The 25,508-nt window shown below is 59.2% G+C and carries 24 protein-coding genes; 14 read left to right on the top strand and 10 right to left on the bottom strand.

All coding sequences use genetic code 11. The annotated features are described in order from the left end of the window. Positions 1-43: 43 nt before the first annotated feature. Complete coding sequence (locus tag AD663_RS11070) at positions 44-658, bottom strand: DUF1989 domain-containing protein (protein WP_003180766.1); 615 nt, start codon at positions 656-658, stop codon at positions 44-46. A 126-nt stretch (positions 659-784) separates the two neighbouring features. On the opposite strand from AD663_RS11070, the gene AD663_RS11065 reads away from it, so the two are divergent. Further along, a complete protein-coding gene (locus tag AD663_RS11065) occupies positions 785-1,750 on the top strand; it encodes a LysR substrate-binding domain-containing protein (RefSeq protein WP_003180764.1) in 966 nt (321 codons plus the stop codon). On the opposite strand, the gene AD663_RS11060 is transcribed toward AD663_RS11065, so the two are convergent. The 4 genes from AD663_RS11060 to AD663_RS11045 form a co-directional block, all read right to left on the bottom strand. After that, positions 1,731-2,579, bottom strand: coding sequence for an ureidoglycolate lyase (locus AD663_RS11060; RefSeq protein ID WP_003180763.1), 849 nt, complete (start codon positions 2,577-2,579; stop codon positions 1,731-1,733). The genes AD663_RS11065 and AD663_RS11060 overlap by 20 nt on opposite strands. A gap of 32 nt (positions 2,580-2,611) precedes the next feature. Continuing rightward, complete coding sequence (locus AD663_RS11055; RefSeq protein WP_003180761.1) at positions 2,612-3,352, bottom strand: SDR family oxidoreductase; 741 nt, start codon at positions 3,350-3,352, stop codon at positions 2,612-2,614. Next, on the bottom strand, positions 3,349-4,731 hold the full coding sequence (locus tag AD663_RS11050; protein WP_003180758.1) for an MFS transporter: 1,383 nt from the start codon (positions 4,729-4,731) through the stop codon (positions 3,349-3,351). Before AD663_RS11050 ends, AD663_RS11055 begins: the two co-directional genes overlap by 4 nt. A gap of 213 nt (positions 4,732-4,944) precedes the next feature. Then, positions 4,945-5,895, bottom strand: coding sequence for a LysR family transcriptional regulator (locus tag AD663_RS11045; protein WP_003180757.1), 951 nt, complete (start codon positions 5,893-5,895; stop codon positions 4,945-4,947). Positions 5,896-6,009: 114 nt separating this feature from the next. On the opposite strand from AD663_RS11045, the gene AD663_RS11040 reads away from it, so the two are divergent. Genes AD663_RS11040 through AD663_RS11030 form a run of 3 tightly spaced genes read left to right on the top strand, consistent with a single transcriptional unit; the run spans position 6,010 to position 9,334 of the window. Further along, complete coding sequence (locus AD663_RS11040) at positions 6,010-7,191, top strand: fumarylacetoacetate hydrolase family protein (protein ID WP_003180755.1); 1,182 nt, start codon at positions 6,010-6,012, stop codon at positions 7,189-7,191. A gap of 46 nt (positions 7,192-7,237) precedes the next feature. Further along, a complete protein-coding gene (locus AD663_RS11035; RefSeq protein ID WP_003180753.1) occupies positions 7,238-9,022 on the top strand; it encodes an IlvD/Edd family dehydratase in 1,785 nt (594 codons plus the stop codon). 57 nt (positions 9,023-9,079) lie between these two features. Next, positions 9,080-9,334 (top strand): YceK/YidQ family lipoprotein, encoded by a 255-nt coding sequence (locus AD663_RS11030; protein WP_225970862.1) that lies wholly within the window; start codon positions 9,080-9,082, stop codon positions 9,332-9,334. A gap of 146 nt (positions 9,335-9,480) precedes the next feature. Here AD663_RS11030 and AD663_RS11025 read toward each other — a convergent pair whose 3' ends face one another. Beyond that, positions 9,481-10,245, bottom strand: coding sequence for an SDR family NAD(P)-dependent oxidoreductase (locus AD663_RS11025; protein WP_003180749.1), 765 nt, complete (start codon positions 10,243-10,245; stop codon positions 9,481-9,483). Positions 10,246-10,605: 360 nt separating this feature from the next. On the opposite strand from AD663_RS11025, the gene AD663_RS11020 reads away from it, so the two are divergent. Both AD663_RS11020 and AD663_RS11015 read left to right on the top strand, forming a co-directional pair. Next, entirely contained in the window at positions 10,606-11,475 is an 870-nt protein-coding gene (locus tag AD663_RS11020; RefSeq protein WP_033046447.1) for a helix-turn-helix domain-containing protein, read from the top strand. A 214-nt stretch (positions 11,476-11,689) separates the two neighbouring features. Next, positions 11,690-11,908: a tautomerase family protein gene (locus tag AD663_RS11015; protein WP_003180746.1), complete on the top strand. Its 219-nt coding sequence runs from the start codon at positions 11,690-11,692 to the stop codon at positions 11,906-11,908. Positions 11,909-11,963: 55 nt separating this feature from the next. Here the strand turns inward: AD663_RS11015 and AD663_RS11010 are convergent, their stop codons facing one another. Continuing rightward, positions 11,964-12,635, bottom strand: coding sequence for a TetR/AcrR family transcriptional regulator (locus tag AD663_RS11010; protein ID WP_003180742.1), 672 nt, complete (start codon positions 12,633-12,635; stop codon positions 11,964-11,966). Between the two features lie 148 nt (positions 12,636-12,783). Between AD663_RS11010 and AD663_RS11005 the strand changes: the two genes are divergently transcribed. Then, entirely contained in the window at positions 12,784-13,665 is an 882-nt protein-coding gene (locus tag AD663_RS11005) for a DAPG hydrolase family protein (protein ID WP_003180740.1), read from the top strand. Between the two features lie 37 nt (positions 13,666-13,702). Here AD663_RS11005 and AD663_RS11000 read toward each other — a convergent pair whose 3' ends face one another. Continuing rightward, entirely contained in the window at positions 13,703-14,311 is a 609-nt protein-coding gene (locus tag AD663_RS11000; protein WP_003180738.1) for a TetR/AcrR family transcriptional regulator, read from the bottom strand. A 415-nt stretch (positions 14,312-14,726) separates the two neighbouring features. Between AD663_RS11000 and AD663_RS10995 the strand changes: the two genes are divergently transcribed. From AD663_RS10995 to AD663_RS10970, 6 genes are all read left to right on the top strand, one after another. After that, on the top strand, positions 14,727-15,809 hold the full coding sequence (locus AD663_RS10995) for a hydroxymethylglutaryl-CoA synthase (RefSeq protein WP_003180733.1): 1,083 nt from the start codon (positions 14,727-14,729) through the stop codon (positions 15,807-15,809). Positions 15,810-15,839: 30 nt separating this feature from the next. Continuing rightward, entirely contained in the window at positions 15,840-17,036 is a 1,197-nt protein-coding gene (locus AD663_RS10990) for a thiolase family protein (protein WP_003180730.1), read from the top strand. Between the two features lie 10 nt (positions 17,037-17,046). Next, positions 17,047-17,487 carry a Zn-ribbon domain-containing OB-fold protein gene (locus AD663_RS10985; RefSeq protein WP_003180729.1) on the top strand — a complete coding sequence of 147 codons (441 nt, stop codon included), beginning with the start codon at positions 17,047-17,049 and terminating at the stop codon, positions 17,485-17,487. 156 nt (positions 17,488-17,643) lie between these two features. Further along, positions 17,644-18,693, top strand: coding sequence for a type III polyketide synthase (locus tag AD663_RS10980; protein WP_003180727.1), 1,050 nt, complete (start codon positions 17,644-17,646; stop codon positions 18,691-18,693). Positions 18,694-18,817: 124 nt separating this feature from the next. Then, positions 18,818-20,089, top strand: a complete 1,272-nt coding sequence (locus AD663_RS10975) for an MFS transporter (protein ID WP_003180725.1) — start codon at positions 18,818-18,820, stop codon at positions 20,087-20,089. Further along, positions 20,089-21,012 (top strand): fumarylacetoacetate hydrolase, encoded by a 924-nt coding sequence (locus tag AD663_RS10970; protein WP_053213703.1) that lies wholly within the window; start codon positions 20,089-20,091, stop codon positions 21,010-21,012. Before AD663_RS10975 ends, AD663_RS10970 begins: the two co-directional genes overlap by 1 nt. 57 nt (positions 21,013-21,069) lie before the next feature. On the opposite strand, the gene AD663_RS10965 is transcribed toward AD663_RS10970, so the two are convergent. Then, a complete protein-coding gene (locus AD663_RS10965) occupies positions 21,070-22,809 on the bottom strand; it encodes an OPT family oligopeptide transporter (RefSeq protein WP_053213702.1) in 1,740 nt (579 codons plus the stop codon). 112 nt (positions 22,810-22,921) lie between these two features. Beyond that, the gene (locus AD663_RS10960) at positions 22,922-23,806 is read right to left on the bottom strand and encodes a LysR family transcriptional regulator (protein ID WP_053213701.1); all 885 of its coding nucleotides are present in this window, start codon (positions 23,804-23,806) and stop codon (positions 22,922-22,924) included. Between the two features lie 118 nt (positions 23,807-23,924). Here AD663_RS10960 and AD663_RS10955 point away from each other — a divergent pair, with 118 nt between their 5' ends. Continuing rightward, the gene (locus AD663_RS10955; RefSeq protein WP_053213700.1) at positions 23,925-25,163 is read left to right on the top strand and encodes an MFS transporter; all 1,239 of its coding nucleotides are present in this window, start codon (positions 23,925-23,927) and stop codon (positions 25,161-25,163) included. Positions 25,164-25,508 lie beyond the last annotated feature (345 nt).

The following is a 25,508-nucleotide window of genomic DNA, read 5'->3' as shown; positions in this document are numbered from 1 at the left end:
GTCCTGCCGGCGAGCGACATTTGCCAGCAGGTTTGTCGGTCCGTCAGAGGATGCAGTAATGGATGTCCTGGGGCCGCTTACCGTTGACCGCCGTAACGTCCTGGGGGCAGGCGGAGAGGACCACCACAGCGTCCATTTCCGCCTGGAGGCAAACATATTGCCCTGGCTGGCTGACCGGCTCGACAAACTCGATACGCCCGTCCTGGTGCACCGGAACATTCATGAAAAGATTCAAGGGGCTCGGCGTGTCGGGCGCTTGCAGGCCAATGACTTCCAAGGCCTGGAAGAGATTTTCATTGCAACTGGCGTGGTGGCCGACGACCCCGAGTTGAACGTAACGCGTCGGGTCGCACGCGGCCACCAGCGTATCGTGGACACCCGGAGTTGTGTCTTCAACCAGCGTCAGGATCTTGCGGCGCTTGTTGGTCAGCAAGCTATCACCTTCGCGGGGGTTGAGCTTCAGCCAGAAGGGACGGCTATGCTCCATCGACATGGCTTCCCTCAGGTCGCCCGGGTTGAATGCCCAGGTGTCCACGACCTGTTTGCCATGGGTATTGATCACCTTAAGGACCTGCCCCTGGTGCAGTTGGATCGCTACCCCCTGCCGTGCAGGCAGGAGGATGCCCTCGCCGGGGCCAATCGAAGTCATTGTGTTCATGGGGCTGTTTTCCTCTGCGCTGATAGGCGGCCGACCGTGTACCTGCCATCAAGGAAAACATAAGAGAAAACCGCAAACCAATAATATAAAGTGGCTTCAGTATAAGTTGAATCTATAGGGTGACCGATGCGGATCCGGCAGTTGGAGTGCTTCAGAACCTTGATGATCCACGGCACGATGACCCGTGCGGCAGAGCTGCTGAATATCTCCCAACCGGCCATCAGCAGCACCATCGCCAATTTGGAACATGAGACAGGCCTGACGTTGTTCGTGCGCAAGGGCGGTCGCCTGCAACCCACCCCCGAAGCCCGGCTGTTTTTTGTCGAGGCGCAACGTGCGTTGGAAGCCGTGGAGAAAACCCAGCGCATCGCCAAGGAAATTCGCACGGGCAAACGAGGCCACTTGGCGATTGCCGCCTACGCCAGCATCTCGATCAGCCTCCTGCCGCGCCTGATGGCTGAATTCGCCAAGGAGCGCCCGGGCCTGGAGCTCAAGATCATCACTCGCAATTCACAATCCGTTCGCGAGTTGGTGACTACACAGCAATTCGACCTGGCCATTGCCGAACTGCCGCTCGACTACCCGACCTCCAGCATGGAAGTGCTGTCCTACGAATGCCAATGCATGCTGCCAATCGACCATCCGCTTGCAGCCTTGGAGATGATTACCCCGGCGGACCTGGACGGCGTGCCCTTCGTTTCGCTGTTCAAGGGTGATCCCATCTACCAGCAGTTGGCGATGGCGTTTTCGGCGTACGGGTCATCCTGGAACGTGGTGGCCGAGACAGAGTTCTTCGCCACGGCATGCGAACTGGTCCGTGCAGGATTGGGCGTCGGGATCGTCGATCCGGTGGTCAGCCGGCCCTTCACCCGCGACCTCGTCCTGAGGCCCTTCAAGCCAGCGATCAAATACGCCATTGCGCTGCTGCTTCCCACGCAGGAAGAGCCGTCGCAACTGGCACGTGAATTCGCGCGGTACCTAAAGCCCAATCTGCAAGTCGATCATCCCGCCCGGAGCGTATCGGAGGGGGATTCACCGAACAGCGCCCACGTGAGGCAGCGAATAAAGCAGCTCAGTCCGCCTGCACCGTGACCTGGCGTTGCTCACCCAGCCCGGCAATCCCCAACCGCATGGTCTGCCCCGGGCGCAGGAACACCGGATCAGGCTTGATGCCCAGGCCGACACCGGGTGGCGTTCCAGTCGAAATCACATCCCCTGGTTGCAGGCTCATGCACCGGCTCAGATAAGCGATCAACTGCGGCACGCTGAAGATCAGCGTCCGGGTGTTGCCGTTCTGATAGCGGTGCCCGTCGACTTCCAGCCACAGGTCCAGCGTATGGGGATCGGCGATCTCGTCCCGCGTCACCAGCCACGGTCCAAGGGGGCCGAAGGTATCGAAGCCCTTGCCTTTGTCCCAGGTGCCGCCGCGTTCCAGTTGCCATTCGCGCTCAGATACGTCGTTGATGACGCAATAACCGGCGACGTGCTCCATTGCATTGGCTTCGTCGATGTAGCGCCCGCCTTTGCCGATGACCACGCCCAGTTCCACTTCCCAGTCGGTCTTGAGCGAGCCGCGGGGAATCTGGATGTCGTCGTTCGGCCCGCAAATGGCGCTGGTCCATTTGTTGAAGATGATCGGCTCTTTCGGCACGTCCATGTTCGACTCGGCGGCATGGTCGGCATAGTTCAGGCCGATGCAGATGAATTTGCCGACCTGTCCGACACAGGCGCCGATCCGAGGCTGGCCGGCGACAATCGGCAGGCTGCGCGGATCGAGGGCGCCGAGCGCGGCCAGGCTGTCCGGCGTCAGCACCTGGCCGGCGATGTCCGGTACATGGGCCGACAGGTCGCGGATCTGATTGTCGGCATCCAGCAGGCCGGGTTTTTCCGAGCCTTTTTCGCCGTAACGCAACAGTTTCATGAAGTTCTCCTGTTCTCAACGTGAATCCGGATTCAGAGGCTCATGCCGCCATCAATGACATGCACGCCACCGGTAGTGTAGGTCGACGCATCGCTGCCCAGGTACAAGGCCAACTGCGCGATTTCTTCAGTGCTGCCGATACGGCCCATGGGTTGGCGTTCGAGGAACTGCCGGTAGACCTGCGCTTCATCGACGCCCTGCTGAGCCGCCTGGGCGGCAATGCGCTGACGCAGCGACGGCGAGTCCACGGTACCCGGACAGATCGCATTGCAGCGAATGCCCTGGCCGACGAAGTCGATGGCGACGGACTTCGTCAGGCCTATCACCGCCGCCTTGCTGGCAGCGTAGGCAAAGCGATTCGGCACGCCCTTGATGCTGGAAGCCACCGACGACATGTTGATGATCGAGCCGCCGCCACGGGCCAGCATGCCGGGCAGGAACGCGTGGATCATCCGGTACATGGCCGTGACATTGAGGTCCAGCGAACGAGCCCAGGCCGCTTCGTCACAGTCCAGGAGGGTGCCGCTGTGCACGTAGCCCGCGCAGTTGAACAGCACGTCGAGGCCGCCGATCCGTTCGCACGCGGCGCTGATGCCTTCGGCAGATGTGACATCGAGCGTCAGCGCAGTGATCCCTTCAAGACCTGCCAACCCGCGAATATCGATGTCACAGGCGAATACTTCGGCGCCCGCCTCGGCGAACGCCATGGCGCTGGCCAGGCCGATGCCCTGTCCCGCCGCGGTCACCAGGACCCGCTTGTTCTGCATGTTCATGCCGTCTCCAGTTCCGCTGCAGTGGCGGCGGGCTTGGGTGTCCTGGCGAGCATCGAGGCAGGGATGGCCAGAATCAATCCGCCGCTAACCAGCAGACACAAGGCCAACACGTAAGTGCCATTGTTGATGTTGCCCGTCAGGGTTTCGGCCACGGCCGTGATCATCGAGCCGGTGAAGCCCGAGAGGTTGCCGATCGCGTTGATCATGCCGATGCCGGCAGCTGCGGCGACGCCTGACAGTACTGTGCCTGGCAAGGTCCAGAAGATCGGCATCAGGCTGAGGATCCCCGAGGCAGAAACGCTGAGGAACAGCACCGACAACACCAGGTTGTTGGCAAAGTAAGCGCTGAGGATCAGCCCGGCACCGCCGATAAAAGCCGGAATGGCCGCGTGCAGGCGTCGCTCGCCGGTGCGGTTGGAATGCCGTGCGTTGAGCAGCATCGCCACCACCGCCACCGAATACGGAATAGCGGTGAGCAAACCGATGTGCAGGCTGTTGGTGATACCGGTGCTCTTGATGATCGAGGGCATCCAGAAGGCCAGGCCGTAGAAACCGGTGTTGAACGTCAACAGGATCGACACCAGCAACCACACCCGAGGGTTGAAGAACACCTCACTGAGACGCGTGGCCTTGCCCTGGTTGTCGGTGTGCAGGTTGGCCTTGAGCATGGCTTTTTCCGCTGCGGACAACCATTTGGCCTTATCGATGTTGTCCGCCAGGCAGACGATCACCACGAACGCCATGATGATCGAAGGAATGCCCTCGATCAGCAGCATCCACTGCCAACCCGACAGGCCATGTACCCCTTGCATGCTGTTCATCAGCCAACCGGACAATATGCCGCCGAGGGTCAGGCTGACCGGCAGCGCGAGCAGGAAACCGGACATCACGCGGCTTTGTCGGTGGGTCGGAAACCAGTAGTTGAGGTAAAGGATGACACCAGGGAAGAACCCGGCTTCGCAGATGCCCAACAGGAAGCGCAGCACGTAGAACATGCTGCTCGATTCAATGTGGAAAAAGGCCGCCAACGGCACGGTGTAGGCCACGGCCATGGAGACCACCGCCCAGGTCAGCATGATCCGCGCGATCCAGAACCGTGCGCCAAAGCGATGCAATAGCAGGTTGCTGGGCACTTCGAAGAGGAAATAACCCCAGAAAAACATGCTGGCGCCCAAGGCATAGACGGTGTTGCTGAATTGCAGCTCGTTGAGCATATCGAGCTTGGCGAAACCGATGTTGACCCGATCGAGGTACGCCGCCATGTAACACAGCAGCAGCACCGGAAGGATGCGCCAGATGACTTTGCGGTAGGTGCGGTCTTCGAAGTCGAGTTCGCCGGCCTGCGCCTGGGCGGGCAAATGCTCGGATATGGTTTGCATGAGGTAACCCCTGGGGCATGTGGACATGCCTGATTGTTTTTATTGGGTCACGTCGAATGAGCAGCTCATCCGGCGATTGAAAGGGGACTCTACTGTCGGGAAACGATTCTTTCCCAATGGCATTTTTGGATTAGGCAATAACTCCAAGTTATCGAATAGATAAATCACTGTGGTGAGGGGATTCATCCCCTCACCACAAGTTCACCCCAGCCTTTAAACAGGTGGCATCGCGCCCAGGCGAGCGTTTTCCTTGAGGATTTCGGCGAACTCCAGCGCCGCCCCGGCCAGGGGTTCGTCCTTTCGGGTGAGGATGCCGTAATCCTGCGGCACCAGATGCAAGGGAGTGTCGAGGGTGTTGAGCTGGCCGCTCTCAAGCAGCGGATCGACCATCGCGTTGGGCAACATGCCGATCATGGGGCCGCGTTGCAGTACCTGGAGGAAGGTCTGCATGGAGATGGTATCGATCGTATTACGCGGCATCCGCACCCCGGCTTCGGCAAACGCCAATTCCATGCGCGCGCGAATCGGCGTCCCGACCGGATAGAGAATCCATGGCAGGTCCACCAGTTGTTCAAGAGCGGTGGGCCCGGTATTTGCCAGGGGGTGGCGGTTGTTCACCACGATGCAGAACGGTTCCGGCGCCAGTGGCTGGAAGTCATAGCGCTGCTGCTGGCTTTGATCGGTAAAACGCGCCACCGCGAGATCGAGTTTTTTCTCCTCAAGCATTTCCATCAGATGATTGCTGGTCTGCTCCACCACCTCGATCGACAGCAGCGGCCAGCGCTGTTTGATCTGCAGGATAGCCTCGGGCAAGGCCACCGCCGTGGCGGCAAAAATCCCGCCGACCTTGAGATAGCCATGACCGCCTTCGCGCAGGCTACTGATTTGCTCGACGAACGAACGTGCATCGTTCAAGGCAATCTGCGCATAACGCAGCACGTGCTCGCCCAACGCAGTGGGCGGCATGCTGCGCGGTCGCCGCTCGAAGAGGGCAAAGCCGAGCAGGCTTTCGATTTCCTTGAGCATCTTGCTGATGGCCGGCTGGCTGAGGTTCATTTGCTGGGCTGCCAAGTGCATGTTGCAGGTGCGTCCCAAGGTATCGATCAGCACCAGATGACGAAACTTGAGCCAGCCACAAAAGCTGGAGAACGACAGATCGGACATGAACATCCCTCGGACAGGCAATAACCGGGCGTTATCAAATACTGAATATATCTCATTGGAGTTTATCGGCTGCCCGCCCTAGCGTGAAAGCTTCACGAATCAGGAAGACTTTCCATGTCGCTACTGCTTACTCCCGAAAACACCCTGCCGGTCGATGGCTTGGCCGCAACGCTGATTGGCCGCGCCTGGGTGCCTGGCCGGATCGCCGGGCCATCGCCGATCGTGCTGCGCAGTGACGGCGTGTTCGATCTATCGGATCATTTTGCGACGTTGAGTGACTTGCTGGAGACCGAGTCGCCACTGGCAGCCGTGGAACAGACGCCTGGCACCTTCATAACCACTGTCGAAGCCCTGCTGGCCAATACGGGGGCTGGCGCCGACCCGTCCAAACCATCGTTGTTGCCGCCGTTGGACCTGCAAGTGATCAAGGCCGCTGGCGTGACCTTTGCCGCCAGCATGATCGAGCGGGTGATCGAGGAAAAAGCCGGCGGTGACGCAGCGAAATCCGAAGCCGTGCGGGCCAGCGTGCGCAGTGTGATCGGCGACAACTTGCGCGCCATCGTGCCGGGTTCCCAGCAAGCCATGCGCCTCAAGGCCCTGCTCATCGAACAGGGCATGTGGTCGCAATATCTGGAAGTCGGCATCGGCCCGGACGCGGAAATCTTCACCAAGGCGCCGGTGCTGGCTGCCGTCGGCAGCGGAAGCCAGATCGGTATTCACCCAGATTCCCAATGGAACAATCCGGAGCCGGAGGTGGTGCTGGCCGTCGACAGCCGTGGCCGGATCCACGGTGCAACCCTGGGCAACGACGTCAACCTGAGGGACTTCGAAGGCCGCAGCGCGCTGTTGTTGAGCAAGGCCAAGGACAACAATGCGTCCTGCGCCATCGGTCCGTTCATTCGCCTGTTCGACGAACATTTCAGCCTGGATGATGTGCGGGCCTGCGTGGTGGACCTGGAAGTCCAAGGTGAAGACGGCTACCGCATGCGAGGATCGAGCTCCATGAGCCAGATCAGTCGCGACCCGCAGGATCTGGTGGAGCAGACACTCAACGCCAATCACCAATACCCGGATGGTTTCCTGCTGTTTCTGGGTACTCTGTTCGCCCCCACTGAAGACCGTGACCATGCCGGCAGCGGTTTCACCCACAAACTGGGTGACCGGGTCAGCATCAGCAGCCCGTTGCTGGGAAGCCTGCACAACCAGGTGACCCATAGCTCTGACGCCGCGCCCTGGACCTTCGGCGTGGGCGCCCTGCTGCGCAACCTGGCATCGCGAGGGTTGCTCGCCCGCTGACGCAACAGAGTTTGGCGATTCTACTAATTACAAGAGAGAACGAATCATGAGTGACACACCAAGACGCCGCCTGCGCAGCGAGCAATGGTTCAACGACCCTGCCCACGCCGACATGACCGCGTTGTATGTCGAGCGCTACATGAACTACGGGATGACCCGCGAGGAGCTGCAATCGGGGCGCCCGATCATCGGCATCGCCCAGACCGGCAGCGACCTGACGCCCTGCAATCGTCATCACCTGGAGCTGGCACAACGGGTCAAGGCCGGTATTCGCGATGCCGGCGGCATTCCGATGGAATTCCCGGTGCATCCGATCGCCGAACAGTCGCGTCGCCCCACCGCCGCGCTGGATCGCAACCTGGCCTACCTGGGATTGGTGGAGATCCTTCACGGCTATCCTTTGGACGGCGTGGTGCTCACCACCGGGTGCGACAAGACCACCCCAGCCTGCCTGATGGCCGCTGCGACCACCGACCTGCCCGCCATTGTCCTGTCCGGTGGCCCGATGCTCGACGGTCACCACAAGGGCGAACTGATCGGTTCAGGCACCGTGCTCTGGCACGCTCGCAACCTGATGGCCGCCGGCGAGATCGATTACGAAGGCTTCATGGAAATGACCACCGCCGCATCGCCGTCGGTGGGTCACTGCAACACCATGGGCACTGCCTTGTCGATGAATGCCCTGGCCGAAGCCTTGGGCATGTCGCTACCCGGTTGCGCGAGCATTCCGGCGCCCTATCGCGAGCGCGGGCAAATGGCGTATGCCACCGGCAAGCGCATCTGCGAATTGGTGCTGCAAGACGTGCGACCTTCGCAGATCATGACCCGCGAGGCTTTCGAGAACGCCATCGCTGTCGCCTCGGCGCTGGGTGCTTCCAGCAATTGCCCGCCACACCTGATCGCCATCGCCCGGCACATGGGCGTCGAGCTGAGCCTGGATGATTGGCAACGGATAGGCGAGGACGTGCCGCTGCTGGTCAATTGCATGCCGGCCGGCAAGTATTTGGGTGAAGGTTTCCATCGCGCCGGCGGCGTGCCAGCGGTCATGCATGAACTGCAAAAAGCCGGGCGTCTCCATGAAGACTGCGCCACGGTGAGCGGCAAGACCATTGGCGAAATCGTCAGCAGCAGCCTGACCAGCAACGCCGATGTCATCCATCCGTTCGAAACCCCGCTCAAGCACCGTGCCGGGTTCATCGTGCTCAGCGGTAATTTTTTCGACAGCGCGATCATGAAGATGTCGGTGGTGGGCGAGGCGTTTCGCAAGACCTACCTGTCCGAACCCGGCGCTGAAAACAGCTTCGAAGCCCGAGCCATCGTGTTCGAAGGCCCGGAGGATTATCACGCGCGCATTGACGACCCGGCGCTGGACATCGACGAGCGCTGCATTCTCGTCATTCGCGGTGCCGGCACGGTGGGCTACCCGGGCAGCGCCGAAGTGGTGAACATGGCCCCGCCCGCCGCCCTGATCAAACAAGGCATCGACTCCCTGCCCTGCCTCGGCGACGGCCGCCAGAGCGGCACCTCGGCCAGCCCGTCGATCCTCAACATGTCCCCGGAAGCAGCGGTAGGCGGCGGCCTGGCGTTGCTGAAAACCAACGACCGGCTGAAAGTGGACTTGAACACACGCACCGTGAACCTGCTCATCGACGAGGCTGAAATGGCCCAGCGTCGACTGGAGTGGACGCCCAATATCCCGCCGTCGCAAACGCCTTGGCAGGAGTTGTATCGGCAACTGGTGGGACAGCTTTCCACAGGGGGGTGCCTGGAGCCGGCCACGTTGCATCTGCGGGTGATCGCCCGTAGCGGTGAGCCGCGTCATTCGCACTGACAAAATGCTACAGTCGCGCACTTATCAGGATGAGGCGATGTCATGCGGATCGTACCAATGGCTTTGGCAACAACGCTGCTGACAGGCTGCGCGACGATCAACGAAAGCTCCAGCTATGGGCATATGTGCGGCCTCCATCCCTATTGCGGCGTTTCTACCGATATCGAAATAATAAAATCCTCGACGGAGGGCAACGCCGGAGCCTACGGGGCGTTGACCCCGTTTGCGATCATCGACCTGCCTTTGAGTTTCGTCGCCGATACGTTGATCCTGCCTTACACCATTTTTCATCCGCGGGACTCCGAAGAGTAATCGTCATCCGATGGGCTCGTGGAAATCTCAATGCCATGAACTCATTGGGCTAGGAGCGAGCTTGCTCGCGATAGCCGACGGCCAGCCAACACCTCGATCGCTTGCGGCCGGCCCGGCACGTCAGACCCGACGAGCAGGAAGGTCGGTCAACCCGCCGTGACAGTCATTCCACCGTCGGCCATGACCACCGAGCCGACGATGAAGCTCGTGCGGTCCGAGGCAAGGAATGCGACGACCTCGGCGATTTCCTCAGGCTGTGCTGCGCGGCCAATGGGCGCGGCTTCGCCGTGCTGGGCCAGGAAGGCTGGACCGTCATCGACCACGTCGTTGAGGATGTTGGTCACCACATCACCGACGCCCACCGCGTTGACGCGAATCCCGTGCCCGATCGCTTCGAGCGCCAATGTGCGGGTCAGTTGGGCCAGTGCACCTTTCGACGCGGTGTAGGCAGCAATGGTCGGGAAGGCGAAATAGGACGCGTAGGACGCTATATTGACGATGGCTCCAGACTGGTTGGGCATCATCGCCTTGACCGCTTCGCGGCAATGCAGGAAGGCCGCTGTGGCGTTGACCGCCTGGATGCGTTCCCAATCTTCACGGGTCATATCGACGACCAACTTGTTGATGATGATTCCGGCGTTATTGACCAGGATATCCAACCGCCCAAATCGCTCGACAGCCAAGCCGACCGCGCGCTCCGCGGCGCCATCTTCGGTGATGTCGGCCACCAGTGGCACCAGCCCGGGGCGGGCGAGTTCTTCGACGGCGGGATTGCGGTCTTCGGCGATGACCTTGGCGCCACGCGCGTGCAGCAGCAATGCGATGGCCTTGCCGATGCCACTGGCGGCGCCGGTGACCAGCGCGATTTTGCCTTCGACTTCGTTGGGATGGGTTTGCTTGATATCAGTCATGGTGCTCTCCTGCGTTGCGAGCCGAAGAGACATTCGCCGGCTCGGCGCCTGTGAGGCGCTGTCGTTATCGACGGCTTCACTGTCTCGCAATGCAGGAGAACGAGCTTTCGCTGAATTGCCGGAACTGTCGCAGTTTTGCGCCAAGGTGAGTGCCAATGCGCCGCCGCCATCGTCCCGCGCGTTTCCATTCCCGCCCTGGGCGAACTGACCCAGCGAGTTGCTTGATCCGGGGTACGGTGGCTGCGCTAACCTAGCGCCGCCAGCCCCGGTTGAGGGGCGTCGTCGATGGAGCCTGCTGTGCACCCACACGAACATGAAGATCCGGCTGCCGCCAATGTGCCGCGCGTCACAGCCGAATCGATGCCCCGTCACTTGCCGGGAACGGCGAAGGCGTTACCACCGCTGGCACCGATGCAGGATGTCGTGCTGCAGTTCTTCAGCCATCACAGCATTGTCGAACCGATACGGGTGCCCGCCGTAGCGGAGCCTTTGCTGGTCCTGGTGCTGGCAGGCACGGCAAGGGTCGAGGAGCGTGTCCTCGGCGGCGAGTGGGAAGCGGCCATCGTGCGGGCTGGCGGTTTTTTTCTCACCAGCACCCGTGAGCCCTACGAGATGCGCTGGCAGACAATCGAATGCGAAACTTTCGAAGTGATGCACCTGTACCTCGGCCTGCCGCTGATCGACATGGCCGCCCGCGATCTGCTGGGTGAGCACGCGGTTGCGGTAAGCTTCGCCGACATTTCCGGTGCCCAGGATGAGCGGGTGAGTTTCATCGTCAATCAGCTGCGCATCGAGCTGATCGAAGAACGCCACCCCAGCCCGTTATTCGTAAACAGCCTCGCCCAGGCGCTGGCCGTGCATCTGATCCGCCGTTATCCCGACCCACACGGCAATACGCGACGCAGCAATGCGCTTCAAGCGTACAAGCTGCGACGCGTCCTCGAGGCGATGAATGAGCGGCTGGCCGATGACTTCAGCCTCGGATACCTGGCACAGATTGCCGATTTGAGTGAGTACCACTTCAGCCGGATGTTCAAGCGCGCCACGGGGCTGTCGCCATCGCAGTACTTCATCCGCCTGCGCATGGATCGGGCCCGGCGTCTGCTGGTCGAGACCGACCGCAGCGTCATCGACGTGGGGCTGGAGGTGGGGTATTCCAGCCCCAGCCATTTTTCACAGGTCTTTCGTCGCCAGATCGGTCTCACGCCCAGCGCCTACCGCCAAGGGTGAGGGATCTACAGAGGCTTTTACGATCCAGCTCATGGCATCTGAGCTCAACGCTACGGATAGCCGGCTGACGCGAAGGAACGCCATTTCAGGTATCGATTGTTCGTCGTCATTGAATTCACATGGCAACTTTCAGGGATTTATCCCATGGATCCGACCCAGAAGAATGCGCTCCGGGGCTCAGCGCCCAATCTGATCAAGCCAACGGAGTAGAACCATGCCATTCGCCAACTACAAATTCCCTGAAGGGATCCTCGACCACGCTCGCAAAGAGGAAATCATCCATCGTACGACCGAGATGTTCGTCGAGTACTTTGGCGAGCAGGTCCGCCCTTTCAGCATGGTCCTGGTCGAAGAGGTCGCAGACGGCGGCTGGGGACGTGCCGATGAAACACTGACACTTGAAAAAATGGGCTTGCCTGCAAAAGGCCGTTAACGCGCTCGCACCGCCGAAGCCATCGACCCCGTCTTGCCGGGGTCTTTACCCAATATCATGTTCCATGCGCCGTGGCCGCCACCGCCTGGAGGCCACCGAGGGCATAGCTCATCATGTGCTCGATCAGCCCCTGCGGCTCGATGCTCAATCCTTGCAGCACATGTCGCTTCAAAGGCTGATGCGCTATCAGCAAGAAAAGACAGGGCGCGAAGACACTGATTGCACTGCGCAGCGTGGTGGGATGGTCGGCCGGCAGGTTCATGATTTGGCCAAGCAAGCCCCGCAGTATGTGTGCCTTGGGGAAAGACTGCTCCTTGAGCACCGCCTCGAATTCGGGAGACGGCGAAAGCAGTTCACGTGTCAGCACTTTCAGCGCCCAACCATCCGGGTGGTTATGCACGCGCTCGACCAACAGTGTGATGAGCGCGCGCAGTTTGTCTTGCGGCGAGCCTGGCTGCTCGCTGAGGGAAATCAGCGTTTGCAATTGCACGAGTCGGGCATGGGCTTCGAGCAACACCGCACGATACAACCCTTCCTTGTTGACGAAATGGTAATTCACAGCCGCACTGTTGGCGTGTGAATGCTCGCAAATCTGCTTGCTGGTGGTATTGGCCAGCCCCTGTTCAGCAAACAACTCGCCCGCTTTTTCCAGGATTTGCAGCCGCGTTGCTCGCCCATCGAGCCGCGACGCGCGGGATGGGGAAGGCTTGCCAATGGCATTGTCCATGAGCTCAACTCTCGATAGTTATAATTCAAATTTGACTTTTTATTTCGGGCTACCTATTTTGGTCCCGTCATTGTCCCTTTACAACACCGCGTGAAGGCTCTGCCCCGGATATCTGCAGGTTTTCACGCCTCAGCAAGGAATCATCGTCATGGAAGCGCGCGTAATGACACCTTTCACCTACTTCTCATTGCCGATGCAGAAGCAGTTCCTGGTCAATCATAAAGCCGTACAGGGTAAGCCCTACGCCAAATTTTTCCGCTCGAAGATCAATGTGCCGCTCAGCGCAGTGGAGAAGATCCAGCAAGGACCGATGCCCCTGGCCGATACCCTGACTCCAAGTGTTGAAGACCTCAATCGCATGCTGGCGGCGGATTTCGTCAGCGAAGAGGCCGGATACGCCCTGCTGCCCGGTCCGATGGCCTATGTGCAAAGTCGCAAGTTTTTCCCTAACTGCACCGCCAACATGCTCAAGTGGTGGTTCATGTGGCATCCACTGGAGGCCGAACGCTATACCCTGTGGTTCCCCTATGCCCATGTGGAAAACCCCTGCGTCCATAACGAACGCCTCACCGATGACACCCTGAACTTTGAACAGAGCTTGTATGGAAACACCTTCTGCGCGTCCGAATACGTCGGTGACCGCCTTATGCACCTGCACATCCACTTCAGGGATCCATGCGAGCTGGGTTTCTCTGCGGACCTGTATCGCGAATCAAAAATAGACGGCAGCGTCAGCGCCTTGATGAGCCTGGCGGATCAGCCGCAAGTGCCGATATCGCTCATGGTGCACTTGTTCAAGGAATGCCCCGAAGGCTTGTACCTGACCAGCCGTTACTGGGTGGGCAGCCACCCAGCGATGCTGCGTTTTCCCGGTGCCGAACGCGCCGCGCAGTTGTTGAAGGAAAACGGGTTTGGGGAAGCCGAACTGGAAACCCTGGCTTATGAATTTGCTGTGCATGATCTGTGTGAGTTCAACCACCTGGCCAGTATCCTGCCTGGCCTTCATGCACAGTTCAGCGGCGCGGCGTAAGGCCAATCCTCACCCTTGAACAGGCTTCGGCGGCGCCTTACTCCGCCGCCGAAGTCGTACGCAACACGCCGTTCAACAGAAGCGTCGTGAATTCATTGATGTCACCCTCCACTTCCAGTTGCTCAGTCAACAGCCTGTACCAGCAAAATCCGAAGATCATGTCCAACAGCAACTCACGGGACGTGTCCTTGGGCAACTCACCTTGCTGGATGGCGTTTTCCACCAGCTTTCGCGGCAATTCCCGACGACGCTCCATGAATTCATCCTTCAGCTTGGGCAGCGTACTGGGGTCGAGCTGGGCTTCAGCGATGACACACCGAAACGCCTCCCCGCAAATCGTTTCTCTCCAGACCTTCCACAGATTGAGCAGCAGGAAATTGAGGTTCTCCTTGAAGGATCCTTTATCAGGCTCCTTGCGAATCTGCTCGCTTTCGCTCTCGTAGACTTCGGCGATCAAAGCCGCCTTGTTACCCCACCATCGATAGATGGTCGGCTTGCTCGCGCCGGCACGGCGAGCCACAGCCTCGATACTCAACCCTGAATAACCGCACTCCTTGAGTGTTTCTATAGCGGAGATGATGATCGCTTTGTGCGTATGTGGGCTCCTCAATGAGCCAATGGAGCTCCGAGACGGTTTACGGGCCATAATTCAAAATCTCCAATATGGCGCTTGACAAAAGAGACGCAAGGTATAGGATTCTCTCGAAAAGCAATGAAACGGATCGTTTCGTTTTGTATGTTTTTATGATCTAAGTTTCTGCTTAACTGCACACCTCAATAGCGGAACTTGCCACTAGATAGGAAGAAACCCGATAAATAGTCATCAATTTTTAACAAGACCTTAACGATACGGCACGTTTCGTATCATACATAATAATAGAAGGATAATAAACCCGTTCTCCCTCAAAGGAACTGTAGTTTTCCCCCTTGAGGAGCCCGATTTCCGGGCATAGGACTGCCAACGACACTTTGCGGGCACCGTTAGATAGTTTCTAAATATTTCATGCATCGGTCACGGCTATCCGCTGGCAGGTGAAGAAAGGAATCTGGAGGAAGTACACGTGAATAAAGTAGGAATTGTGAGCTATGGCGCGGGCATCCCGGTGTGCCGCCTTAAAGTGGAAGACGTGATCCACGTCTGGAAAAACACAGACTTGAGTCTGGTCACCAACCAACTGGGCGTCGTTGAAAGGGCTGTACTCCAACCCGATGAGGACGTCATTACCTTGAGTGTCCTGGCCGCTCAACGTGCGCTGGACAAAGCCCCTTCTTGCGACCTGGAAGCGCTGTACCTGGGTACGTGCACCAACCCATATGACTCCCGCGCCTCGGCCGCGGTCATTCTGGAAATGCTCGGCTGCGGTTATGACGCCTTCTGCGCGGACGTACAGTTTGCCGGCAAATCAGGCACCAGCGCCCTGCAGATCGCCTATGCCCTGGTAGCCTCGGGCATGGCCGGCAATGCACTGGCAATAGGCGCCGATACGATCAACCGCAACACCGCCCCCGGCGACTTGACCGAGTCCTACGCCGGAGCGGGAGCCGCCGCACTGTTGTTGGGTACTGAAAATGTGATCGCGCATTTCGATGCCAGCTTTTCTTGCGCCGCCGATGTGGCTGACAACATCCGCCCCCAGGGAGACCGCTACATTCGCTCAGGAATGGGGCTGGGCTCCGACAAGAACAGCATTGGCCTTGAAGACCAGACCCATCGTGCTGCGTCGGGATTGATGGCCAAGATGAATGTACAGGCCAGCGATTTCGACTATGTCGTATTCCAGCAAAACCTGGTTTCGACCCCCTTCTCTCTTGGCAAAGGCTTGGGCTTCACCAAAGCGCAGATCGAACCTGGCATTTATGCCCAGAGTGTCGGTGATGCGGGGGCCGCGAGTCCGTTGCTGGGCTTGGTGAGCGTACTGGACCGAGCGCGTCCGGGTGAAAAAATCCTCTTGGTGTCGTACGGGTTTGGTGCGGGCAGCGATGCGATTGCGTTGACAGTGACCGATGCCATCGAAGCCTACCAAAAGACCAACGTTGCGCTGCGCACGCTGCTGGAAGACAAGTATTACGTGGATTACGGGACGTCGATCAAGTACGAGTTCAAATACTTGCGGCCTGACTACGCCCTGACAGCCTACCTCTGATTCCCAACCATCCAGCAAGGAGCACTTCCAATGAGCGCACGACGCGTTGCTATCGTTTCGGCTGCCTATACTTCCAAACCCGGCAGCTCCAGAGTCCGTCAAACCTTCAAGGAGATGATCGTCGAATCCGCCTATCAGGCGCTCAACGCCATCAAGATGCATCCCCGTGAACTTCAGGCAGTCGCTTATGGATATCACGGTGAAGGTATTTCCGAATACGGCGGCCTGGGCCCGACTATTTCCGATGCCCTGGGCATCAGCCCTGCCCCGACTTTCATGAGCACTGCCAACTGCACCAGCAGCTCGGTTTCCTTTCAGATGGCCCATCAGATGGTCGCCTCGGGTGAGTACGACATCGTCCTGTGTGGTGGCTTTGAAAAAATGACCGACCACTTCAACTATGCCGAATACATCGGCTCCAGTACCGAATGTGAGTACGATTATTTCCTGGGCATTTCGCACACCGACGCCTTTGCCCTGGCAACCGCCGAATATTTTGAAAAATTTGGCTATGCAGGACGCGAAGCGGATGTCCTGGCAACGTTTGGTCGGCAAATGCGCATCTATGCGCACAACACGCCCACGGCAACCCGCTATGGCGTGCCGGTGCCATCCCTTGAAACCCTCAAGAACAGCGAAGCATGTGGCTCGATGCTGGCCTGGGGTGAAGCCAGCGGTTGCGCCATCCTGGTCGCCGAACACCTGGCGCACCGCTACACGACCCAACCGGTATTCGTCCGTGGTTGTGCCTATACCGGCGTATCCCATTATTTCGGGACGCGCTATCACAACCCGACCCTGAAATATCCAGGCCTGCCAAAAGACGTCGGCATGGCGGTTTCCGCCAACTCCATCGCTTGCGCCGAAATCGCCTACAAAAAAGCCGGCATCACCGCCAAGGATATCGATGTGGCCCAAGTCTACGACTTGCTGGGTGCCGGATTGATTCAGATGGAATCCATGGGCGTATGTGGTCCAGGCCAGGCAGGCGACTTTGTATTGGAAGGCGGCATAGCCCTCGACGGGCAACTGCCATTGAACACCGATGGCGGCAATATTGGCCGCGGCCACGCCTCTGGTTGCGACGGCATCCTGCACATTACCGAGCTGTTCCGACAACTTCGCGGCGAGTCCAACAACCAAGTCAAGGACGCTCGCATTGGCGTCTCGCAGAACTTGGGCGGTTACGCCGCGCATAACAGCGTCATTGTGCTTTCCAACGATTAAGGAGCCGACCATGTCCCTTTACCCAGAACAAATACACCGCATGACCACCGCCAGCATGTTGCGCGAATGGCGCGAACATGGCGGAAAATATCGTCTCGAAGGCAGCCGCTGCCAGGATTGCGAAGAAATCTTCTTCCCACGGCGCACCGTCTGCGGCGCATGCAACTCATTGAACGTGGAACCGTATCGCTGCGCACGCACCGGCACGATCCAGGTCAGCGCCCATGCTGAAAACCCCATTCTCGCGGCCATGGGATATGGCGAAACCGTCCCGCGCTTCATGGCAATGGTGCGCCTGGACGATGGCTTGGTGATCGCCTCGGAAATCGTCGATGTCGTCGATCCCCGGCAAGTCGTGACTGGAGCACCAGTGCGCATGGTTATTCGCAAGCACGTTCGGGAAAGCAACCTGGCGTGGCAATACGCTTATAAATTCGTATTGGCGAAATAACAAACAAGTTACTGCTGCATACCGCGCCATCCATAACAACAGTCGCTATTTCCGGCCAACCGGCCCGTTGTTTGATTCTGCTTTTCAGAGTCCTGCTTTGCCATTGCCTTAAACGTGGTTTTCTACTCTTTATTGGCTTTCAGCCGAGGACTTGTCATGTCTACTCTTTGCAAACCCAGCTTGCTTTTCCCGCATTACAAAATTACCCAACAACAGATGATCGATCACTTGGAACAGTTGCATGACGATCATCCGCGCATGGCATTAGCTAAACGGATGATTCAAAACACCCAAGTCAATGAACGGTATCTGGTCTTGCCCATCGATGAACTTGCGGTGCATACCGGCTTTACCCACCGCAGCATCGTGTATGAGCGAGAGGCTCGCCGCATGTCTTCAATCGCCGCGCGCCAGGCCATTGAAAACGCGGGCTTGACCACGGACGACATCCGGATGGTCGCCGTTACCTCATGCACCGGGTTCATGATGCCATCGCTGACAGCCCACCTGATCAATGACTTGGGACTGCGAACGTCGACCGTACAATTGCCGATCGCTCAATTGGGATGCGTGGCAGGCGCCGCGGCGATTAATCGAGCCAATGACTTTGCCAGCCTGTCACCAGACAACCACGCCCTTATTGTCTCGCTGGAGTTTTCGTCACTTTGCTATCAACCACAGGACACCAAGTTGCACGCGTTCATATCCGCAGCGCTGTTCGGCGATGCCGTCTCGGCCTGCGTAATGCGCGCCGACGATAAGGCGCCGGGATTCAAGATCGCCAAAACCGGCTCTTACTTTCTGCCTGACAGCGAGCACTACATTAAATATGACGTCAAGGACAGCGGCTTTCACTTCACCCTGGACAAAGCCGTCATGAACTCCATTAAAGACGTGGCCCCGATGATGGAGGAATTGAACTTCGAGACCTTCAACCAACATTGCGCTCAAAATGACTTTTTCATCTTCCACACCGGTGGACGAAAAATTCTTGATGAGCTGGTGCTGCAGCTCGATCTGGAACCTGGCAGGGTCGCGCAGTCTCGCGACAGCTTGAGCGAGGCCGGCAATATTGCCAGCGTGGTGGTCTTCGACGTCCTCAAGCGCCAGTTCGACAGCGGGCCGGCCAATGGAGCGACCGGCATGCTGGCAGCCTTCGGCCCTGGCTTCACAGCTGAAATGGCCGTGGGCAAGTGGGTGGCCTGACAGACCAACACATTGCACGCACCAAGCCGGGGGCGGATCCGCCCCTGGCTACAGGAGTATCGAACACAAGCGTTCACCCGTTTCGAGAAAACGTCGAAAGGGCTAAGGAAAGAAGGGGAAGAACATGGAGAGTACGTATCTTGCCACTCGACCTTGGGGTGGCTACGAAAGACGCATGGTCGTTCTTTTGTCGCTGAGCTTCGGGCTGGTAGGACTTGATCGATTCATTATCATGCCGTTGTTCCCGGTGATCATGCATGACCTGGCCCTGGACTATCAGGACCTAGGCCTGTTATCGGCGATCCTGGCATTTGCCTGGGGAGGCTCGGCCCTCTTCATGGGCGTTGCTATCAGGCGATTGGGCACCAAGCAACTGCTGGTGCTTTCGATTACCTTGGTATCGCTCCTGGCCGGCGCATCTGCGTTGATCTCAAGCCTTATGGGCCTGGTGCTCCTGCGCGCCTTGATGGGGATCTGCGAAGGCGCCTTCACCCCGGTCAGCATCATTGTCACCGATGAAGTTTCGCAGCCGTGCCGACGCGGGCTCAACCTGGGCATCCAGCAGGCACTGTTTCCCATCATCGGCCTGTGCCTGGGGCCGCTGCTGGCGGGCGTATTGTTTGAAATGTTCGGATCGTGGCGCGCCGTGTTCGCCATCATCTCGTTGCCGGGCCTGCTGGTGGCCTGGTATCTGTATCGAACCTACCAACCGAGCCAGGCGCCCCATCCAAGGCCGCTCGTAGAACCCTCCGGCAGCCAATGGCGAACAGCCCTGTCCAGCGGCAACGTGCGCCTCAACATTGCCTTGATGCTATGCATACTGACGTGCCAATTCGTCCTGTGCGCCCTGCTCCCCAGCTACCTGACAGACGTCTTGCACCTGAGCAATTTCTCCATGGCCATGATCATCTCCGCGATCGGCCTGGGTGGTTTTTTCGGCCAGCTCGTCATTCCCGGTTTGTCTGACCAACTGGGCCGCAAGCCTGTCGTTTCCATCTGCTTCCTGATCAGCACACTACTGGTCGGCTTGCTCATCATTTCCCCGCCGTTACCGTGGCTACTGTTCCTCCAGCTGTTCTTTTTATCTTTCATCAATTTCAGCCTGATCTGCATCACCGTCGGCCCACTGACCAGCGAATCAGTGCCACCCAGTTTACTGGCCACCGCTACGGGCCTGGTGGTGGGTTGCGGAGAAATCCTGGGCGGTGGCGTTGCGCCCGTGGTCGCCGGGTACATCGCCGTGAACTGGGGGCTTACCGCCATTCTGTTTCTGGCACTGGCTGGTAGTTTGATGGGCGGGTTGCTGTCCCTGCGGCTCAAGGAAGCCAGCCCTGTTTTCAATGACCGTGCGGACTACGGCCCCCTGCCCGCTCGCTTGACGCTGGAGGATAAGTGATGACGCATTACGTAATGCTATTGGACTCGCCGCAGCCGCTGCGCGGGCTGGGTGTATTCGACTTCAAATCCGGGCAAAGCCTGGAAGTACGATCACCGCAGGGAAACCTTTATGAAGCCCTGAGCCACTGCGCTCGCCTGAACATGGATTGGGAATCCTACCTCAGGAGCCTCCCATCGACGCCCTATCCGCTCTCGCCCACAGGCGCGAAATACAGGCCGCCGCTCAAACCCGATGACAACTTGGCTGTTCAGGTCAGCGAGATCACACTGTGCACCGCCAAGACGGAACAGGCCTGGTATTACAAAGGCAACGGTCGATTGCTCAAGACTGACGGGGACCCGTTGCAGATTCCTTACCACGCCCAAAGCATCAGCAGCGAGCCATGCATTGTCTGCCTTTACTGGGTCGACCATTTTGGCGCGCTGCGCTTCATTGGTTTTACGTTGGGCACCGATATCCAGGATCATGTGCTGCACAGCCGTGACGCCGTTTCCTCCACCCATGCGCGTTTGCGGACCTGCGCCATCGCCCCCGCCCTGATCCTGGGAGAGTTACAGGCTGACTTGGCCATCAACGTCCAGATAGAACGCGACGGCCTGCCCCTGGCGGCGAGCCACCATCGGATGAGCGTGCACCGCTGGCAAAGCCTGCGTCGGTATTCGCAAGGCTTCCTGGAGAAACATGAGCAATTTCTCGAACCTGGGCTGGTTCACTATGTCTTCCATAGCTTGAGCCACCGCACTACGCCGGTGCCACTGCAGCATGGCGATTGGCTCAGCATTGATTGCCCCGAATTGGAATTGACCATGAGCAATCAAATCGTCGAGGAAGAACTGGCGTCGCTGCTTCCCCTGCCCAAGCCGCACGCTTCGCACAAACCGTGCAGCGAACATCCCCTGTCGGCGCCTAAAAAGTTCTAGAGGCTTGGCGCTGGGAGGTTTTCGACGAAGACACGGGTAATCATCCGGCCAAATCCGCTAGCCGCCCATCATCTGCCACAACGAAGCCCCCACGCCGGTCATGCTCTCTCCGGCAATCAATCCGGCGGCAGCGGTGATGGCAAAGCGTTCAGTAAGGCTCGGCCAGCGGCTGCTCACAGCCCACGTGAGCACCGCACCGAGGGCCATCATCAGTGATATCGAGGCGGGCAAGACGAATGCCAGGCCCAAAGCCGCCGTGCTGGGAAGATAACGGGCGCGACGCTCGGGCAACAGGCTGTCGAAAACGCCCAGCAGCAAACCGACCGCACCGCCGACGAAAATCGCCCAGCGGATGCTCACCGACAACGAATCCAGGCCATGGGTCAAGGTTTGCGCCACGGCTTTCCATGTGGCGACCGCCGGGGCCGGCCACTCTTCGGAGAGCAGCATGGCTTGAGGATCGGGGATCAACGCCAGATAGGCCAATACGCCAACAATGCTACCGACGAAAATCCCCAGCGTCTGGGCGAACAACTGCTTGCGCGGCGTCGCACCAATCGCCCGGCCCACCTTGAAATCATTCATCAAATCCGTGCACTGGCCGGCTGAACCTCCGGCAGTGTTAGCGCTCATCAAATTGATCGGCACCTGCCCCGGTGCGACGATGCCGAAGCTCAGTTGGGATAATTGACCGATGGCACCGATAGGCGGGATACCCGTCGCGCCCACCACTCTCGCCGCCACGGCCGCCAGGCAAATCGCCAGGGGAATGGTCAGCAATGCCATCCACGGGCTGATACCGAACAACAGCGTCTGCAGGCCGACCACCAAGACAATCGCCAACAGAAAACCGCTGGCAGGCCCTGCCTTGGGCCGCGTCCATATCGCCGCGCCGCCCGCCTTGGTCGACGCATGCAAGGCCCACAGACGAATCGCCAGGGAGGCCAGCGTCGAACACACCATCAGACTGACGCCGGGCCACAGCAACCATTCCACCAACGCAGCGAACTGCGGGCCGCTGCTGCCTTGCGGCAATTGCACCAGCCCCTGCTCCAGCAGCCACGGCGCCAGCCCACCCCACGCCAGCACGGCGCCAAGCAGCAGCGTCAGGCCAACCCGAATACCGATGATCCCACCAAACCCCACCAACAGCAGCGAAGGGTCAGCGGTAAAGGTCAGGCGCTCCAAGTGGCTGTTGGGCGACCAACGTGGAATGGCCCAGAAAAAGGTGTCCACCCACTTGACCGTTGCGGACAGCAATGCGGCACTGAGCAGCACCTTCAAACGCGTCGCCGCCTCATGACCATGGTTGTAGATATGTAGCAGGGTTTCCAGGGTCGCCATCCCTTCGGGAAATTTCAGCGCCTTGTCGTTGAGCAGCGACGGGCGCAGGTACCACGCAATCCAGATTCCCAGGAAGCTCACCGAGAAGACCCAGGCAACCATCGGGATAACATCCAACTGTTCGCCGGTCAGCAACGTGTAGGCCGGAATGGGCGCGACCAGTCCACCGGAAATGATCGACGCAGCGGCAGAAGCCACCGTCTGGTTGATGTTGCTTTCGTGCAGCGTCCAGGGCAGCCCGTCGGTTGAACGCCGGGCCAGGCCCTGCCAGATGCCATAGCCGATCAGCAGGGCGATGATCGACATGTTGAACGACCAACCGATCTTCAACCCCGCGTATACATTGGAGGGTGTCAGCAGGATACCGAGCACGATGCCCGTGCTGACCGCCCGCACGCTGAACTCGCGCTCGACAGGAGGGCTCAAGGGAATCGATGAAGAGGTTGGCAGCATGCGAAATCCTTATCGGCAAAATCAAACGCGACGACTTAACAAGTGAGCGCTGTGTTGCCGGAAGGTTCATACCGGGCAAGGGCAATGCCTTGAGCTGCCCAGGCCACATCGCTCAACGCTTGAACAACTCGGCATGCATGAAATCAATGAACACCCGCAGCTTCGGGGCGAGATGTTTGCTGGATGGCCACAGCATACGGAGCGTACTCTGATGCTGGTTGAAGTCGTCCAGCACGGTGACCAGCTCACCCCCGGCGATCGCATCGCGCACCGTAAAGTCCGGGACGCAGGCAATTCCCAAGGCATCGCGCACCCCATGCAACAACGCCTCGGTGGTATTGCACAGCAGGGTGGCCGGGAGGTTGAGTTCAGCCTCCCCTTCCTGCCTGACCGGCCAGGCCTGCAACCTGCCCGTGCTGGGAAATTTATACAGCAGGCAGGCATGGCGCAGCAGATCAGCGGGGACCCGCGGCGTACCGTGTTCGGCAAAATAACGGGGTGAACCCACCACCACCAGCTTGAACGGGCCCAATGGACGGGACATCAACCGCGAATCGTTCGGCTCTCCGGTACGAATGACCGCATCGAAGCCTTCCTCAATGATATCCACCAGCCGATCGGAAAAATCCAGGTCCAGTTCAATGCTTGGATAGCGGCGCATGAAGGCTATCAACGTGGGCATCACCAAATCTGCAACGAGCGGCAGACTCACCCGCAATTTACCGCTGGGCGCCTTCCGGGTCTCGGACAGTTCCAGTTCGGCCGCCTCCACTTCGCAGAGAATGCGCCGACAGCGCTCAAGAAAAAGCGCGCCCTCGGCAGTCAGCGTGATGCTTCGCGTGCTGCGATGAAACAAACGCACCCCCAGCCGCGCCTCCAATCGGGCGACGCTCTTGCCCACCGCCGAGGAAGAAATGCCCAGCGCCCGTCCGGCCTCTGAAAAGCTGCGGGTTTCAGCGGCCCGGACAAAAAACTCAATGCCACTCAGCGATTCCATTGCCACTCCATTACGGACATTTTTTCCGATGTGTTCGGCACTCTAGCATTCTTGTCCCGTCGTGGACGGCCCCCTACCGTAGTCGGCATGTATGAAACCCGCTATCGATAGGTGAAACATGACGATTGCAAACCCCCATATCGCTGCACCTGCGCAAGCAGCTGTCGAAGCCGCGCCGCTGCCCATCGGGTCACTGTTTGCCCTGGCCTTGGCGGCCTTCGTCACGATCCTGACCGAAGCGCTGCCCGCTGGCCTCCTGCCCCAAATCAGTGAAGGCCTGGCCATTTCCGAAGCGCTGGCCGGCCAACTGGTGACGGTCTACGCAATCGGCTCGCTGCTGGCGGCCATTCCACTGACGGCCGCGACCCAGGGCGTGCGGCGCCGGTCTCTTCTGTTGCTCGCCATCGCCGGTTTCGCCGTCGCCAACACGGTCACCACACTTTCCACCAGCTACGTCTTGACGATCATCGCCCGGCTGTTGGGCGGGGTATCAGCCGGGCTGCTCTGGGCCTTGCTGGCAGGCTATGCCGCGCGCATGGTGCCCGAGCACCAGAAAGGCCGGGCCATTGCGATAGCCATGGTCGGTGCGCCACTGGCGTTATCCCTGGGCGTACCTGCCGGCATCTTGCTGGGCAACCTGATCGGTTGGCGCATGAGCTTCGCGATCATGAGTCTATTCGCCGTGGCCTTGATGGTCTGGGTGCGCCTCAAGGTGCCTGATTTTCCTGGGCAAGCCGCGAACAAGCGCTTTGGCTTGGGTCATGTCGTCACGCTGCCCGGCGTTCGGCCCGTACTGCTCGTGGTGCTTTCGTTCGTGCTGGCGCACAACATTCTGTTTACCTATATCGCCCCGTTCCTGGGCGCGGCCGGGCTGGCGGACCGGACAGAACGCGTATTGCTGGTTTTCGGCGTCGCGTCACTGGTGGGTATCTGGATCGTCGGCGTACTGATTGACCGGCACCTTCGGCCATTGACGCTCGCCGGCACGTGCCTGTTCGCCATCGCGGCGCTGATGCTGTGGGGGCTCAGCGATAGCCTGGTTGCGGTCTATATCGCGGCGGGCGCCTGGGGGATCGCTTTTGGCGGCGCGGGAACACTGTTCCAAACCGCAATTGCCAAGACGGGGGGAGAGGCGGCAGATGTAGCCCAATCGATGCTGGTCACGGCCTGGAACCTGGCCATCGCCGGTGGGGGGATCATCGGAGGCTTGCTGCTCGATCACCGCGGTGTCGCGGTATTCGCCCCTGTGCTAGTGGGTCTTCTGCTGGTGACGTTAGTGGTGGTGTGGTCCGCGAAGCATCATGGCTTTCCAGCACCTTCGGGCGAAGCCCCGAATGCGGGTAAAGGCCCACGGTAAGCGTGTCGCGCCTGACGGATGTGGGCTCGGCTCGCGACATCCATCGACACGTAACTGGCAGCTTTGCCCATAGCTTTAACCCGCCCGACATCTTTTTTTCGCCAACATATTGGCGGCATTTTTGACATAAATAACAATTGTGAAAATATCGTCATTTTCCCGACAGAAGGCATCAATACGCCATTGCTGGGAGCTTGGATACAGGCTCATCATCCGCCTGTCATTGCTACTCGTTTAAGCCAGAGAAGGCTGACGCAGGACGCATCAATCGCATCGTTTCGATGGGAGCAATACCAGGATGATGACGGTATACATTGTGGTCATGACTATCTGCAGTGGTATCGA

Origin of the sequence: Pseudomonas sp. Q12-87, from assembly GCF_001269755.1 — a bacterium.
Classification (GTDB): domain Bacteria; phylum Pseudomonadota; class Gammaproteobacteria; order Pseudomonadales; family Pseudomonadaceae; genus Aquipseudomonas; species Aquipseudomonas fluorescens_S.
Note: the sequence above shows the minus strand (reverse complement) of the source record. Positions and strands in the feature narration are given on the sequence as shown.

What these genes read in the sequence shown, in the direction of transcription:
- AD663_RS11070 (WP_003180766.1), bottom strand. Translation starts at nt 658, where the DNA reads ATGAACACAATGACTTCGATTGGCCCCGGCGAGGGCATCCTCCTGCCT.
- AD663_RS11065 (WP_003180764.1), top strand. Translation starts at nt 785, where the DNA reads ATGCGGATCCGGCAGTTGGAGTGCTTCAGAACCTTGATGATCCACGGC.
- AD663_RS11060 (WP_003180763.1), bottom strand. Translation starts at nt 2,579, where the DNA reads ATGAAACTGTTGCGTTACGGCGAAAAAGGCTCGGAAAAACCCGGCCTG.
- AD663_RS11055 (WP_003180761.1), bottom strand. Translation starts at nt 3,352, where the DNA reads ATGAACATGCAGAACAAGCGGGTCCTGGTGACCGCGGCGGGACAGGGC.
- AD663_RS11050 (WP_003180758.1), bottom strand. Translation starts at nt 4,731, where the DNA reads ATGCAAACCATATCCGAGCATTTGCCCGCCCAGGCGCAGGCCGGCGAA.
- AD663_RS11045 (WP_003180757.1), bottom strand. Translation starts at nt 5,895, where the DNA reads ATGTCCGATCTGTCGTTCTCCAGCTTTTGTGGCTGGCTCAAGTTTCGT.
- AD663_RS11040 (WP_003180755.1), top strand. Translation starts at nt 6,010, where the DNA reads ATGTCGCTACTGCTTACTCCCGAAAACACCCTGCCGGTCGATGGCTTG.
- AD663_RS11035 (WP_003180753.1), top strand. Translation starts at nt 7,238, where the DNA reads ATGAGTGACACACCAAGACGCCGCCTGCGCAGCGAGCAATGGTTCAAC.
- AD663_RS11030 (WP_225970862.1), top strand. Translation starts at nt 9,080, where the DNA reads ATGGCTTTGGCAACAACGCTGCTGACAGGCTGCGCGACGATCAACGAA.
- AD663_RS11025 (WP_003180749.1), bottom strand. Translation starts at nt 10,245, where the DNA reads ATGACTGATATCAAGCAAACCCATCCCAACGAAGTCGAAGGCAAAATC.
- AD663_RS11020 (WP_033046447.1), top strand. Translation starts at nt 10,606, where the DNA reads ATGCCCCGTCACTTGCCGGGAACGGCGAAGGCGTTACCACCGCTGGCA.
- AD663_RS11015 (WP_003180746.1), top strand. Translation starts at nt 11,690, where the DNA reads ATGCCATTCGCCAACTACAAATTCCCTGAAGGGATCCTCGACCACGCT.
- AD663_RS11010 (WP_003180742.1), bottom strand. Translation starts at nt 12,635, where the DNA reads ATGGACAATGCCATTGGCAAGCCTTCCCCATCCCGCGCGTCGCGGCTC.
- AD663_RS11005 (WP_003180740.1), top strand. Translation starts at nt 12,784, where the DNA reads ATGGAAGCGCGCGTAATGACACCTTTCACCTACTTCTCATTGCCGATG.
- AD663_RS11000 (WP_003180738.1), bottom strand. Translation starts at nt 14,311, where the DNA reads ATGGCCCGTAAACCGTCTCGGAGCTCCATTGGCTCATTGAGGAGCCCA.
- AD663_RS10990 (WP_003180730.1), top strand. Translation starts at nt 15,840, where the DNA reads ATGAGCGCACGACGCGTTGCTATCGTTTCGGCTGCCTATACTTCCAAA.
- AD663_RS10985 (WP_003180729.1), top strand. Translation starts at nt 17,047, where the DNA reads ATGTCCCTTTACCCAGAACAAATACACCGCATGACCACCGCCAGCATG.
- AD663_RS10980 (WP_003180727.1), top strand. Translation starts at nt 17,644, where the DNA reads ATGTCTACTCTTTGCAAACCCAGCTTGCTTTTCCCGCATTACAAAATT.
- AD663_RS10975 (WP_003180725.1), top strand. Translation starts at nt 18,818, where the DNA reads ATGGAGAGTACGTATCTTGCCACTCGACCTTGGGGTGGCTACGAAAGA.
- AD663_RS10970 (WP_053213703.1), top strand. Translation starts at nt 20,089, where the DNA reads ATGACGCATTACGTAATGCTATTGGACTCGCCGCAGCCGCTGCGCGGG.
- AD663_RS10965 (WP_053213702.1), bottom strand. Translation starts at nt 22,809, where the DNA reads ATGCTGCCAACCTCTTCATCGATTCCCTTGAGCCCTCCTGTCGAGCGC.
- AD663_RS10960 (WP_053213701.1), bottom strand. Translation starts at nt 23,806, where the DNA reads ATGGAATCGCTGAGTGGCATTGAGTTTTTTGTCCGGGCCGCTGAAACC.
- AD663_RS10955 (WP_053213700.1), top strand. Translation starts at nt 23,925, where the DNA reads ATGACGATTGCAAACCCCCATATCGCTGCACCTGCGCAAGCAGCTGTC.